This is a genomic window from Rhodococcus ruber, from assembly GCF_016804345.1.
In the GTDB taxonomy this organism is placed as follows: Bacteria; Actinomycetota; Actinomycetes; order Mycobacteriales; family Mycobacteriaceae; genus Rhodococcus; species Rhodococcus ruber.
In genome coordinates, this window is record NZ_CP044211.1 from 3,595,035 (window position 1) to 3,608,694 (window position 13,660).

Sequence of the window (13,660 nt, forward strand, 5' to 3'; positions counted from 1 at the left end):
CATCGACACCGACCCGTCGACGGCGCAATTCGAGTCCGGCCAGGAGGTTTTCGTGAAACCCGGCGAAGTGCGGCTCGGTCAAGGTGTCTGGTGGGCCGAGGAGTACTGGCGGGTGATGGGCGTCTACGACGGCGGGAGGCTGCTGCGCTTGGCGAGACCGACCCACTACGAGGACGGCAGCTTCTCGTTCGCCGAGAACGTCGTCGACGACGTACCTGTCGAATTCGTCTCGCCCCACGGCTCGCGTCGTCCCGACGAGAAGTAGACCGCGACGACCACGGCGGCGAGCGAATCGAACCGGCCGAACTGCCGGTGGCGTGCCGGCGCCCCGTCGCGTGTTCTCGTCGATCCGGCAGACCGTGGGGCAGTAACGGTCCACACTGAGTGGGTGGCGCAAGCGGTCACGTGGGCCGAGGATCCCGGCAGGGGCTGTCGACACAGGAGGACTCCATGACCTCGCATTCGAACAGCACCCCGATTCCGCCTGGTATCGAGGTGCCGGACGAAGTCCGCACCCGGTTGGGCACGCTGCGGTTCTTCGACGGAGTCCCGGACGACGAGACGACCCGGACGGTGTTCGACAACCTGGATTTCCAGCGGGCGGTACAGGCGTACCTGCTGGCCCTGGCCCCGGTCGAAGTGGCAGCGGTGCGTAAGGCAATGCTGGCGCTGGGTCCGGCCAACTCGACCATGGCGATCTGGGAAGACCTGGTCTACCCGCGCAGCGTGGTCCTCACCGGCAACAACAACACTTCGTACAGCACCATGCTGATGGACCTGCACGACGGCCCGCTTGTTCTCGAAAGCCCTCCGAGCGTGCTGGGCATGATCAACGATGCCTGGCAGCGGTGGGTCGTCGACGTCGGCCTGACCGGGCCGGACAGGGGCCAGGGCGGCAAGTACCTGTTCCTGCCGCCCGGCTACGACCGCAAGGTCCCCGGCGGTTACTTGGTCGTGCGGCCGCGCACCTACGTCCTGTGGCTGCTGTGGCGCAGCTTCCTCGACGAGCACGGCGATCCTCACCCGGGCGTCGAGGCCATCAAGGCCATGGCTCGGGTCTATCCGCTGGCGGAGGCCGACGACCCGCCGCCGCTCCGTTTCGTGAACATCTCACCCGAACCGATCGTCTTCGTTGCGCCCGCCGAGTATCGGGCGTGGGAGCTGCTCGACGAGACCGTGCAGTCCGAGCCAGCCGAGTCGTCCGATCCTCTCACCCTGGGGATGTTCGCCTCGATCGGCATTCGGCACGGTAAGCCGTTCGACCCCGACGAGCGGATGCGGGCCGTCCTCACCGAAGCTGCCACCGTAGCCGACGCCACTGCCCGTGCCCTCTGTTACCGGTTCCGCCGGCCGGAGGCGTACTACTACCCGGACAGCACCTGGCGGACCGTGCTTCTCGGCGGTTACCGCTTCCAGGAGGACGGCGCCGCCCTGCTGGACTCCGTCGCCCAGTACTACTTTGTGGGAGCACCGATCAGTCCGGCCCTCGAGGTCGAGATGGTCGGCGCCGCATCGCAGTACGCCTTTGCCTTCGTCGACTCCGAGGGCGCGCACTTCGACGGCGGCAGGACCTACCGGCTGCACGTGCCCGCGAATGTTCCGGTCGCCAACTTCTGGTCCGTCATCGCTTACGACACCCAGACCCGCTCGATGCTGCAGACCGGACAGGACTGGCCGTCGGTTTCCAGTCAAGACAAGGACCTCGCCCCGAACGACGACGGCTCGGTCGACGTCCGCTTCGGTCCCGACCGGCCCGAGGACAGCCGAAACTGGATCCAGACGCTGCCCGGCAAGAGCTGGTTCGTGGCATTCCGGCTCTACGGTCCGCTGGAACCGTGGTTCGACAAGACATGGAGACTGCCCGACATCGAACCGCTCGCGTAGCGGCCGGGATGGTCCACCCGGACGGCCGGTGCTTCTCCACCGCCCGTCCGGAGGTCACGCCGACGTCGGGTCGTCGTCCGGGGGGTGGTCGAGGTTGCGACGGGCCGCGGCGACGGCCGCGTCCACGGTCGGGTGTGCGCCTGTGACGACACTGGCGATGCCGGTCGCGCTGAGCAGGTCGCGCACCTGGCCGATCTCGCCGGCGAAGAGCAGACGGATGCGACGGTGCTCGAGTTCGGCATACAGCCGGTCCAGCATGCCGACGGCGGTGATGTCGATTCCCGGCACAGCTGCGGTGTCGAGGACGACGGCCCGCGTGTCGTCCCGGACATGACCGCGTACGGCGGCCGCCACGTTGTCGGCGTTGGCGTAGATCAGCCCGGCCTCCGGGCGCAGCACCACGATCCCCGGCTCGGTGCGCGCGTCGGGACGGCGCTGCAGGTCGACCCAGCGGCTTCCGTCCGGTGTGCGGCCCAGCTCGGCGACATGCGGCCGCGAGGCCCGGAACAGCAGGAGCAGGACCGACACCGCCACGCCGAGGAAGAGCCCGGGAAGGATGTCGAAGACCAGCACACCCGCCATGGCGCTCGCCGCGGCGAGGAAGTCCGCGTACGCGGTGACGCCGTAGATCCGCCGCAGGCTCGGAGTGGCCAGACGCGCGTACTTGCGCAGCGTCCGGAAGTCGACGAGCTTCGTGACAGCCGCGATCACCACGGCAGCGAGGGTGGCCTCCGGCAGGTTCGCGAACAGGCCGGTCAGGAACAGCAGGGTCAGCACCGTCAGCGCCGCCACGACGATGCCGGAGAGCTGCGACACCGCCCCGGCCGAGACGTTGACCGCGGTCTTCGACAGGGACCCGTTGACGATCATCCCGGAGGACAGCCCCGCGCCGATGTTCGCTGTGCCCACCCCGAGCAGTTCCCGGTTCGGATCGATCTCGTAGTGTTGCTCGGCGGCGTAGTTCTTGGCTGCTCCGACGCCCTCGGCGAACGCGACCAGCAGGATCCCTGCCGCCGACGCGAGCAGCGCGACGTAGTCGGATCCAGGGATGCTGGGGAGGCCGAGCGGAGGTAACCCGCCCTCGATCTGCCCGACGATCTCCACTCCCTTGGCGTCGAGGTCGAGGACCGAGACGGCGACGATGCCCAGGGCGACCGCGACCAGCGGTGCGGGCAGCCGGGGCGACACCCGGTGCAGGACCAGGACGAGCGCAAGGGAGCCGGCGCCGACGGCCAACGTCCAGCCGTTCGTCCCACCCAGCGACGTGACCAGGTGCCAGGTTTTTTCGAAGAAGTCCCCGTCCCCCTTCGGGACTCCGAAGAGCTTCGGGAGCTGACCGACGATGATCGTCAGCGCCAGGCCGACGATGAATCCCTTCAGCACCGGCTCGGAGATGAAGGAAGCCAGAAACCCCAGACGCGCCAGCCCCGCGAGGATCCCGAGCACCCCGACCAGCAGCGCCAGACCGGCCGTCAGCGCTGCCGCATCGGCGTCACCGGCGATGCCGGCGACAGCAGCACCCGACAGCGCAGCGGTGGCCGCCATCGGCCCCACCACCAGGTGCCGGGAGCTGCCGAACAGCGCTTAGAGGAGCAGCGCCGCGGGCGCGGCATACAGGCCGATCACCGGGGACACCCCGGCGATCGTGGCGTACGCGAGGGCCTCGGGCACCAGAACCGCCCACACCGTCAGGCCGACCAGCAGGTCCCGGCCGATCCGGTCGGCCCGATAGCCCTCGAACGAGGTGAGCAGCGGCACCTTCACCCCACGAGCACAGCAAACCCTGCCCAGCCGCGACAGAGCCCAAAGACCCCCGGGTGCGGCCCCACGAGCCCGGCTGCGTCCGCGGACGTCGACACGTGTGGGCAAAAGTCCCGTCGAGGCATACGCGCCCGGTCCCTGACCAGGTCTTTCACGGCCACATTCCTGGTGGGCGCGGAGGGTTTCGAACCCCCGACCGCTGGTGTGTAAAACCAGAGCTCTACCACTGAGCTACACGCCCGCAGATCCGGCGGCTCGCGCCGCCGGACTGTGCCTCAGGACTTTAGCGCGGCCAGCGCTCGCACCCAAGCGCCCTGGTCACGGGGCTCGCCGGGCTGATTCTCCTCGGCGAACCGGACGATGCCGTCCTTGTCGACGACGAAGGTGCCGCGGTTGGCGAAACCGAACTTCTCGTTGAACACACCGTAGGCCTGGGCCACGGCACCGTGCGGCCAGAAATCGGAGAGCAGCGGGAACGTGTAGCCCTGCTCGGCGGCCCAGATCTTGTGCGTGGGCGAGGCCCCCACCGACACGGCGACGATCGCGGTGTCGTCGTTCTCGTAGGTCGGCAGGTCGTCCCGCACGGCGCACAGCTCGCCCTGGCAGACGCCGGTGAACGCGAGCGGGTAGAACACGAGCAGCACGTTCTTCTTCCCGCGGAAGCTCGACAGCGTCACTTCCTGGTTGTTCTGGTCCTTGAGTGTGAAATCGGGCGCCTGGGCACCCACCTCGATCGCCATGTGCGTCGGTAGTCCTTACGTCGATGGAGAGGAACTGAGCGGTGTGCTCAGCGCTTGGTGCGGGCGGCCTTCGGCTGCACCAGCCGGCTGCCCACCCAGTCGCCGAGATTGGCGGTCGAGGTCTGGGTCAGGCCGGCGGTCGTGGCCGATTCGGCGATCTCGCTGGGCTCGACATGATCCGGACGCCCGGTCTTCGGCGTCAGCACCCAGACGACGCCCTCGTCGGCGAGCGGGCCGATCGCATCCATCAGCGCATCGACGAGGTCTCCGTCGCTGTCGCGCCACCAGAGCAGCACCACATCGACGACCTCGTCGGATTCCTCGTCGAGCAGGTCCGATCCGATCGTGTCCTCGACGGCGGCCCGCAGGTCGTCGTCCGTGTCCTCGTCCCAACCGAGTTCCTGAACCACCTGGTCGTGGGAGATACCGAGCTTCTGAACGTAGTTCTGGGCGTCCGCCGCGGCGACCACGGTGGTGTCCTCCTTCGGTTGTGGCCGCGGGCGTGCCGCGTACCGGATGTCATGAGCGATTTTTCAAAGCGAACATCCTCGGGGAGCTCAACGCAAGCCGAATCGCACGGAAACTCACAAGAATCTTCCCGGGACGTTACCGCGAGAAGCGCCACACGCCGACCCGCCGCGCGGACCCGAACCGTGCGGATACCCGGCCTGCAGGCGTTGTTCACCCGGGGGGATGCCTCCTACCGCGCGATGGGGGAAGATGAGCAGTGCATCTCGTTCAGATGTCGATGAGTCGGCTCCCACAAGAGCCGGCCCTACGGAGCGGGCGCCACACCTGCGCGCCCCACCACGATGAGGAGCAGACGTTGACAGACCTGATCCACGAGCCCGATTCCTCGACGAGCGCCGCCACACCGGGCGCCTCGGAAGCGGGATCCTCGCCGAACACCACCGGGGCCACCGACGGCCGCGTGCGGGTCATCCGCGAGGGCGTGGCCTCCTACCTGCCGGACATAGACCCGGCCGAGACCACGGAGTGGCTCGAGTCGTTCGACGGGCTGCTCGAGTCCGCCGGTCCTGCGCGTGCCCGTTACCTGATGCTGCGCCTGCTCGAGCGCGCCGGCGAACGCCATGTGTCCATTCCGGCACTGACCTCGACCGACTACGTGAACACCATCCCGACCGAGAACGAGCCGTGGTTCCCCGGCGACGAGGAGGTCGAGCGCCGCTACCGCGCCTTCATCCGGTGGAACGCCGCGATCATGGTGCACCGCGCACAGCGTCCCGGCATCGGCGTCGGCGGCCACATCTCCACCTACGCGTCCTCCGCGGCGCTGTACGAGGTGGGCTTCAACCACTTCTTCCGCGGCAAGGACCACCCGGGCGGCGGTGACCAGATCTTCATCCAGGGGCACGCCTCCCCCGGCATCTATGCCCGCGCCTACCTCGAGGGCCGCATCCCGGCCGAGCAACTCGACGGGTTCCGCCAGGAGGCCAGCCACGCCGACCAGGGCGGCGGCCTGCCGTCCTACCCGCATCCGCGGCTGCTGCCGGACTTCTGGGAGTTCCCGACGGTGTCGATGGGCCTGGGCCCGATGAACGCGATCTACCAGGCGCGGTTCAACCACTACCTGCACGACCGCGGTCTGAAGGACACCTCCGACCAGCACGTGTGGGCGTTCCTCGGCGACGGCGAGATGGACGAACCGGAGTCGCGCGGTCTCGCGCACGTCGCGGCCACCGAGGGTCTGGACAACCTCACGTTCGTGGTCAACTGCAATCTGCAGCGCCTCGACGGTCCGGTTCGCGGCAACGGCAAGATCATCCAGGAGCTGGAGTCGTTCTTCCGCGGGGCCGGCTGGAACGTCATCAAGGTGGTCTGGGGCCGGGAGTGGGACGCCCTGCTGCACGCCGACAAGGACGGTGCGCTCGTCAATCTGATGAACGTGACGCCGGACGGCGACTACCAGACCTACAAGGCCAACGACGGGGCCTTCGTCCGTGAGCACTTCTTCGGTCGCGATCCGCGCACGAAGGAGCTGGTCAAGAACCTCAGCGACCAGGAGATCTGGAACCTCAAGCGCGGCGGCCACGACTACCGCAAGATCTACGCGGCGTACGCCGCGGCCATGGCGCACAAGGGTCAGCCGACGGTGATCCTCGCGCACACGATCAAGGGGTACACCCTCGGCAAGCACTTCGAGGGTCGCAACGCCACGCACCAGATGAAGAAGCTCACGCTCGAGGACCTCAAGTACTTCCGCGATCTGCAGCGCATCCCGATCTCGGACGCCGAACTCGAGGCGAACCCGAAGATGCCGCCGTACTACCACCCGGGCAACGACTCGCCGGAGATCCAGTACATGCTCGAGCGGCGCCGCGCGCTCGGCGGGTTCCTGCCCGAACGCCGCACCGCCGATGCTCCGCTGCCGCTGCCGGGGGACAAGACCTACGAGGTGGTCCGCAAGGGCTCCGGCAAGCAGCAGGTGGCCACCACCATGGCATTGGTGCGCATCATGAAGGAGCTGCTGCGCGACAAGGAGATCGGTCCGCGCATCGTGCCGATCATCCCGGACGAGGCCCGCACGTTCGGCATGGACTCGTGGTTCCCGTCGCTGAAGATCTACAACCGCAACGGCCAGCTGTACACGTCGGTCGACGCGGAGCTGATGCTCGCCTACAAGGAGAGCGTCGCCGGGCAGATCCTGCACGAGGGCATCAACGAGGCCGGGTCCACCGCCTCGTTCACCGCGGTCGGCACCTCGTACGCCACGCACGGGCTGCCGATGATCCCCCTGTACATCTTCTACTCGATGTTCGGCTTCCAGCGCACCGGCGACGGCCTGTGGGCGGCGGCGGACCAGATGGCCCGCGGATTCGTGCTCGGCGCGACAGCCGGCCGCACCACCCTCACCGGTGAGGGGCTGCAGCACGCCGACGGGCATTCGCTGCTGCTGGCGTCGACGAACCCGGCGGTGGTGTCCTACGATCCCGCGTTCTCCTACGAGCTCGCGCACATCGTCAAGGACGGTCTGCGCCGCATGTACGGCGGCACGGAGGGCGTCGACGGGTTCGGTGGCGAGAACGTCTTCTACTACATCACCCTCTACAACGAGCCGTACGTGCAGCCGGCCGAGCCGGAGAACCTCGACGTCGAGGGCCTGCTCAAGGGCATCTACCTGTACCGCCGCGGCGAGGGCGCCGGGCCGAAGGCGCAGATCCTCGCCTCCGGCGTGCTCATGCCCGAGGCGTTGCGGGCCCAGGAGATGCTGGCCGAGGAGTGGGGCGTGGCCGCAGACGTGTGGTCGGTGACCTCGTGGGGCGAGCTGCGCCGCGACGGTGTCGAATGCGAGCGGCAGGCGCTGCTCGACCCGGGCGCCGACGCTCCGACGCCGTACGTGGCGAAGATCCTGGCCGACGCCGCCGGGCCGTTCGTGGCCGTCTCCGACTGGATGCGTGCGGTACCGGACCAGATCCGGCAGTGGGTACCGGGCGACTACACCACCCTCGGCGCCGACGGGTTCGGGTTCTCCGACACCCGCCCCGCCGCGCGCCGATTCTTCAACATCGACGCGGAGTCCACGGTGGTCGCGGTGCTCGCCGCCCTCGGCCGGGACGGCGCTGTCGATCGCGCGCGGGCGGTCGAGGCCGCCCAGCGGTACCGGATCGACGACGTGGCGGCCGCACCGGAGCAGACCTCGGATCCCGGCGTGGCCTGATCCGAACCGCTCTGCCGCGGGCGGCGGGCCGCGGGCGTAGTTTCGTCCCATGGTCGTAGAACCCGCAGAGCCGCGTCCGAAGCGCGCACCGGGCGTCCCTACGGGGCGTCCGGTGCCGCCGGCGCGGCCGGAGCGAGATCCCCTGCCCGATGCGCTCCTGCGTCGCGTCAAGCAGTTCTCCGGACGGCTGTCCACCGAGGCCGTGCACTCCATGCAGGAACAGTTGCCGTTCTTCGCCGATCTCGACGCGTCGCAGCGGTCCAACGTGCAGCTGATCATCCAGACGGCGGTCGTCGACTTCCTCGAATGGGTGCGCAATCCCGACAGCGACCTGCGGTTCAGCCTGGACGCGTTCCAGGTGATCCCGCAGGACCTGGCGCGGCGGCTGACGTTGCGCCAGACCGTGGACATGGTCCGCGCTGCCATGGAGTTCTTCGAGCAGTGGCTGCCGGCCCTGGCACGCAACGAGCAGCAACTCGTCGCGCTCACCGAGGCGACGCTGCGCTACGGCCGGGAACTCGGGTTCGCCGCGGCCTCGGTGTACGCGAGCGCCGCGGAGTCCCGCGGCGCGTGGGACACCCGCCTCGAGGCGCTGGTCGTCGACGCGGTGGTCCGTGGCGACACCGGGTCGGACATGCTCTCGCGCGCCGCGACGCTGAACTGGGATGCGACGGCGCCGGCCACCGTGATCATCGGCACTCCCCCGCCGAACGAGGGGGTCTCGGTCGTGACGACCGTGCACTCGATCGCGCAGCAGCACGGCCGGGCGGCGCTGGCGGTGGTGCAGGGCGAGCGGCTCGTGATGGTGGTCAGCGGCGAGCTGCACGGGAGCGTCGAGGCAATGGCGTTCCGGTCCGAGCTGATGCGCAGCTTCTCGGACGATCCGGTGGTGATCGGTCCCACCACGCCCACCCTCGCGTCGGCGCATGCCTCCGCGGTCGAGGCGATGGCCGGGATGGAAGCGGTGGCCGGGTGGCGGGGCGCGCCGCGGCCGGTGCATGCGGCGGAGCTGTTGCCGGAGCGGGCCCTGCTCGGCGACGCGGGAGCGATCGCTGCCCTCGAGGACGATGTGGTGGCTCCGCTCACCGAGGCGGGTGTGGCGCTGGCCGACACCCTCGACGCATACCTCGACTGCGGGGGTGCTGTCGAGACCTGCGCCCGGCAGCTGTTTGTTCATCCAAATACCGTGCGGTACCGACTCAAGCGGATCACAGAAGTCACCGGCCGGGACCCGACGAATCCCCGTGATGCGTACGTGTTGCGGATCGCGGCCACCGTGGGAAGGTTGGCTCGAAGTCATAACGAATTGCGGACTCCAGTCCCACCCGTCTCCCGTTTCACATTGCGCGAACCGGGCGCGTAACAGGGGACGGCACTTCGTCGATGGTGAACGCCGACGTGCAGTTTTGTTGAAACCCTACAAAACTGCACCCGAGAGTTCATCCCTACCGACATCTCGCAGGACTGTCTCCAGGGTGTTCCCTGATCATCGTGATTTCGCTGCTCGCCCCCGGTCAGGGGTCCCAGAAACCCGGCATGCTCGCCTCCTGGTTGGAGCAGGCCGGCGCCCGCGATCGCGTCCAGCTGTGGTCGAAGGCCTCGGGCCTCGACCTCGAACGCCTCGGCACCACCGCGACGGCCGCGGAGATCACCGACACCGCCGTGACCCAGCCGCTGGTCGTCGCGACGGCACTGCTCGCCTACGAGGAGCTCGAGTCCCGCGGCCTCGTCCCGGACGACACGATCGTCGCCGGGCATTCGGTCGGTGAGCTCGCCGCCGCGGCCATCGCCGGCGTCATCAGCGCGGACGAGGCGGTCATGCTCGCTGCCGTCCGCGGCGCCGAGATGGCCCGGGCGTGCGCGCTCGAGCCGACCGGCATGTCGGCCGTGCTCGGCGGCCGGGAGGACGAGGTGCTCGCCCGGCTGGCCGAGCTGGGCCTGACGCCGGCGAACGTGAACGCCGCCGGCCAGATCGTCGCCGCCGGCCGCCTCACGGCGCTCGAGGAGCTCGCGGCGAACGCTCCGGAGAAGGCCCGGATCCGGCCCCTTCCGGTCGCCGGGGCCTTCCACACCGCATTCATGGCCCCGGCCCAGGAAGCCGTCGCCGAGGCCGCGGCGAAGATCGTGCCCAGCGATCCGACCCGCACGTTGCTGTCCAACTCCGACGGGGCGCCGGTCGCCTCGGGAGCGGACGCACTGACCAAGCTTGCCGCACAGGTCACCCGACCGGTGCGCTGGGACCTGTGCACCGCGACCCTGCGTGCGGCCGAGGTCTCGGCGGTCGTGGAGCTTCCCCCGGCCGGCACCCTGGTCGGCATCGCCAAGCGTGAGATGCGCGGCACGCCGACCACGGCACTCCAGACCCCTGAGGAGATCTCAGCGCTGGCCGAATCGATCAGAGTCGGTTAGTTTGCTGCGCGCGCGTCGCGCAGCACGGGACCTGCCCTCGACGGGCACCCGGAATCCGGGCGGAACCCTCCACCCGGTCCGATCACAGCAAGACGAAACGAAGAAGGGAGCCACGACGTGGCCGCCACCCAGGAAGAAATCATCGCCGGTCTCGCGGAGATCATCGAAGAGGTCACCGGCATCGAGCCCTCCGAGGTGACCGTCGAGAAGTCGTTCGTCGACGATCTCGACATCGACTCCCTGTCCATGGTGGAGATCGCCGTGCAGACCGAGGACAAGTACGGCGTGAAGATCCCCGACGAGGATCTCGCGAGCCTGCGCACCGTCGGTGACGCCGTCGCGTACATCCAGAAGCTCGAGGCCGAGGGCGTCCAGGCCACGAACGACAACGAGTGAGCTCAACCGTGACTTCCGCCTCTCCCCGCACAGGGACATTTCCCAACGTCGTCGTCACCAGCCTCGCGGCCACGACATCGATCGCAGGTGACGTGGATGCCACGTGGAAGGGCCTGCTCGCCGGTGAGAGCGGGATCGACACGCTGACCGGATTCGTCGACGAGTTCGACCTGCCGGTTCGCATCGGCGGCAAGCTCACGACGAGCCCCGACGAAACCCTCTCACGCGTCGAGATCCGCCGGATGAGCTTCGTCGAGCGGCTCGCGCTCCACCTCGGCCGCACCGTGTGGGCGAACGCCGGCAGCCCGGAGGTCGACCGCGAACGCCTCGGCGTCGTCGTCGGCACCGGTCTCGGTGGTGGCGAAGCGCTCATCGACGCGGTCGACAAGCTGCGCGGCGGCGGCTACCGCAAGGTGTCCCCGTTCGCCGTGCAGATGGTCATGCCGAACGGCCCGTCGGCGACCGTGGGTCTCGAGCTCGGCGCGAAGGCCGGCGTGATGACGCCGGTGTCCGCCTGCTCGTCCGGCAACGAGGCCATCGCCCACGCCTACCGGATGATCGCGATGGGCGATGCCGACATCGTCGTCGCCGGTGGTGTCGAGGGCCAGCTCGACGCGGTTGCCACCGCCAGCTTCGCCATGATGCGGGCACTGAGCACCCGCAACGAGGATCCGCGTGGGGCGTCGCGCCCGTTCGACAAGGACCGCGACGGTTTCGTCTTCGGCGAGGCCGGCGCGCTGATGGTGCTCGAGACCGAGGAACACGCCAAGGCTCGCGGCGCCACCATCCACGCCCGTCTGCTCGGCGCCGGCATCACCTCGGACGGATTCCACATCGTGGCCCCCGATCCCGAGGGGACCGGCGCGGCACGCGCCATGACGAAGGCCCTCCACGGCGCCGGCCTGACGCCGTCCGACATCGGCTTCGTCAACGCGCATGCCACCGCCACGCCCATCGGCGACATCGCCGAGGCGAAGGCGATCAATGCCGCGGTGGGCAACCACGCCGCGGTGTACGCACCGAAGGGTGCCCTCGGGCATTCGATCGGTGCGGTCGGTGCGCTGGAAGCGGTCCTGACGGTCCTGAGCCTGCGGGACGGGGTCATCCCGCCCACGCTCAATGTGGACAACCAGGATCCAGAGATCGATCTCGACGTCGTGAAGGGCGAAGCCCGGTACGGCCAGATCGATTTCGCGCTGAACAACTCGTTCGGTTTCGGTGGGCACAACGTTGCGCTCGCGTTCGGCCGGGCCTGACCCGACCGGACTTCGCTCGCCGTCGGGGTGGGGATCTCGTCACGAGATCCCCACCCCCGGCGCCCATCCCCCGCTCTTGCCTTGCCCGAGGAGAACGCGATGACCGTCCTGGAACCTGCTCAGACGCGCGACGCTGCCGTCGATCCCCGCGATCCGCTCCGGCGGCTCGAGCGACTGTTCGACGCGGGCACCCTGAGCCTGCTGCACCCCCGGGACAAGTCCGGCATGCTCGCCGCGATCGGTTCCATCGACGGCGTCCGGACCGTCGCGTACTGCTCCGACGCCACCGTGATGGGTGGCGCCATGGGCGTGGACGGCTGCAAGCACATCGTCGACGCCATCGACACCGCCCTCGAGCAGGACATCCCGATCGTGGGGCTGTGGCATTCGGGCGGTGCCCGGCTCGCAGAGGGCGTCGACTCCCTGCACGCGGTCGGCTTGATCTTCGAGGCAATGGTCCGCGCTTCCGGGCGGATCCCCCAGATCTCCGTCGTCCTCGGGTTCGCGGCGGGTGGCGCCGCCTACGGACCGGCACTCACCGACATCGTCATCATGGCGCCCGAGGCCCGCATCTTCGTCACCGGTCCCGACGTGGTGCGCAGCGTCACCGGTGAGCAGGTCGACATGGAATCGCTCGGCGGTCCGGACACCCACACCAAGAAGTCGGGCGTTGCGCACATCGCCGCCCACGACGAGGACGACGCCCTGCACCGGGCCCGTCGCCTCGTGTCGATGCTTGCCGAACAAGGCGAGTTCGACCTCGACGCCGCCCGTCGCGGCGACACCGACTTGCGGGCGCTGCTGCCCGAATCCCCGCGCCGCGCCTACGATGTCCGCCCGATCGTGCACGAGCTGCTCGACAACGTCGAGGGCGAGTCCAGCTTCGAGGAACTGCAGGCCGGCTGGGCGCGCAGCGTCGTCACCGGTTTCGGTCGTCTCGGCGGCCGCACCGTCGGCGTCATCGCGAACAACCCCTTGCGTCTCGGTGGCTGCCTGGATTCCGTCAGCGCCGAGAAGTCCGCGCGCTTCGTGCGCCTGTGCAATGCGTTCGGTGTCCCTCTCGTCGTCGTCGTCGACGTGCCCGGCTACCTGCCCGGCGTGAGCCAGGAGTGGGAGGGTGTCGTCCGTCGCGGAGCGAAGCTGCTGCATGCCTTCGCCGAGTCCGAGGTGCCCCGCGTGACGCTGGTGACCCGGAAGATCTACGGCGGCGCCTACATCGCGATGAACTCCCGGGCCCTGGGTGCGACCGCCGTGTTCGCCTGGCCCGACGCCGAGGTCGCCGTGATGGGCGCCAAGGCGGCGGTGGGGATCCTGCACAAGCGGGCCCTGGCCGCGGCACCGGAAGAGGAACGCGAGGCGCTGCACGACCGTCTCGCCGCCGAGCACGAAGCCATCGCCGGCGGCGTCGGCCGGGCGATGTCGATCGGTGTCGTCGACGAACTCATCGATCCGGCGACGACCCGCAGCACGCTCGCCCAGGCGCTGGCGTCGGCTCCGGCGCGTCGCGGCCGGCACAAGAACATCCCGCTGTAGGC

Annotated in this window: 10 protein-coding genes, 1 tRNA gene and 1 pseudogene; 8 read left to right on the forward strand and 4 right to left on the reverse strand. The window is 69.1% G+C overall.

Annotated features, from left to right (window positions below; translation table 11 throughout):
• The first annotated feature begins 52 nt into the window (after nt 1–52).
• Together F1734_RS16465 and F1734_RS16470 are read left to right on the forward strand one after the other, a co-directional pair.
• Nucleotides 53–265 (forward strand): hypothetical protein, encoded by a 213-nt coding sequence (locus F1734_RS16465; RefSeq protein WP_230831604.1) that lies wholly within the window; start codon nt 53–55, stop codon nt 263–265.
• 185 nt (nt 266–450) lie between these two features.
• Nucleotides 451–1,884 (forward strand): DUF1254 domain-containing protein, encoded by a 1,434-nt coding sequence (locus F1734_RS16470; RefSeq protein ID WP_203010795.1) that lies wholly within the window; start codon nt 451–453, stop codon nt 1,882–1,884.
• A gap of 54 nt (nt 1,885–1,938) precedes the next feature.
• On the opposite strand, the pseudogene F1734_RS16475 reads toward F1734_RS16470, so the two are convergent.
• The 4 genes and pseudogenes from F1734_RS16475 to F1734_RS16490 form a co-directional block, all read right to left on the reverse strand.
• Nucleotides 1,939–3,648: pseudogene (locus F1734_RS16475) on the reverse strand (SulP family inorganic anion transporter).
• Nucleotides 3,649–3,811: 163 nt separating this feature from the next.
• Nucleotides 3,812–3,886: transfer RNA gene (locus F1734_RS16480), tRNA-Val, on the reverse strand.
• A 34-nt stretch (nt 3,887–3,920) separates the two neighbouring features.
• Nucleotides 3,921–4,385 carry a peroxiredoxin gene (locus F1734_RS16485; protein WP_010594292.1) on the reverse strand — a complete coding sequence of 155 codons (465 nt, stop codon included), beginning with the start codon at nt 4,383–4,385 and terminating at the stop codon, nt 3,921–3,923.
• A 47-nt stretch (nt 4,386–4,432) separates the two neighbouring features.
• Complete coding sequence (locus tag F1734_RS16490) at nt 4,433–4,855, reverse strand: DUF3052 domain-containing protein (protein ID WP_003937077.1); 423 nt, start codon at nt 4,853–4,855, stop codon at nt 4,433–4,435.
• Nucleotides 4,856–5,211: 356 nt separating this feature from the next.
• Here F1734_RS16490 and aceE point away from each other — a divergent pair, with 356 nt between their 5' ends.
• The 6 genes from aceE to F1734_RS16520 all read left to right on the forward strand — a co-directional run bounded on the left by aceE (nt 5,212) and on the right by F1734_RS16520 (nt 13,658).
• Nucleotides 5,212–8,064 carry a pyruvate dehydrogenase (acetyl-transferring), homodimeric type gene (gene aceE / locus F1734_RS16495; protein ID WP_029540025.1) on the forward strand — a complete coding sequence of 951 codons (2,853 nt, stop codon included), beginning with the start codon at nt 5,212–5,214 and terminating at the stop codon, nt 8,062–8,064.
• Nucleotides 8,065–8,113: 49 nt separating this feature from the next.
• Entirely contained in the window at nt 8,114–9,427 is a 1,314-nt protein-coding gene (locus F1734_RS16500; protein WP_225222858.1) for a PucR family transcriptional regulator, read from the forward strand.
• A 128-nt stretch (nt 9,428–9,555) separates the two neighbouring features.
• The gene (locus tag F1734_RS16505) at nt 9,556–10,473 is read left to right on the forward strand and encodes an ACP S-malonyltransferase (protein ID WP_017680341.1); all 918 of its coding nucleotides are present in this window, start codon (nt 9,556–9,558) and stop codon (nt 10,471–10,473) included.
• A 117-nt stretch (nt 10,474–10,590) separates the two neighbouring features.
• Nucleotides 10,591–10,869, forward strand: a complete 279-nt coding sequence (gene acpM / locus F1734_RS16510; RefSeq protein WP_003937073.1) for a meromycolate extension acyl carrier protein AcpM — start codon at nt 10,591–10,593, stop codon at nt 10,867–10,869.
• An 8-nt stretch (nt 10,870–10,877) separates the two neighbouring features.
• Nucleotides 10,878–12,125 carry a KasA/KasB family beta-ketoacyl-ACP synthase gene (locus F1734_RS16515; RefSeq protein ID WP_010594288.1) on the forward strand — a complete coding sequence of 416 codons (1,248 nt, stop codon included), beginning with the start codon at nt 10,878–10,880 and terminating at the stop codon, nt 12,123–12,125.
• Nucleotides 12,126–12,224: 99 nt separating this feature from the next.
• Nucleotides 12,225–13,658, forward strand: a complete 1,434-nt coding sequence (locus F1734_RS16520; RefSeq protein WP_010594287.1) for an acyl-CoA carboxylase subunit beta — start codon at nt 12,225–12,227, stop codon at nt 13,656–13,658.
• The last annotated feature ends 2 nt before the right edge of the window (nt 13,659–13,660 follow it).

What these genes read in the sequence shown, in the direction of transcription:
- F1734_RS16470 (WP_203010795.1), top strand. Translation starts at nt 451, where the DNA reads ATGACCTCGCATTCGAACAGCACCCCGATTCCGCCTGGTATCGAGGTG.
- F1734_RS16485 (WP_010594292.1), bottom strand. Translation starts at nt 4,385, where the DNA reads ATGGCGATCGAGGTGGGTGCCCAGGCGCCCGATTTCACACTCAAGGAC.
- F1734_RS16500 (WP_225222858.1), top strand. Translation starts at nt 8,114, where the DNA reads ATGGTCGTAGAACCCGCAGAGCCGCGTCCGAAGCGCGCACCGGGCGTC.
- F1734_RS16520 (WP_010594287.1), top strand. Translation starts at nt 12,225, where the DNA reads ATGACCGTCCTGGAACCTGCTCAGACGCGCGACGCTGCCGTCGATCCC.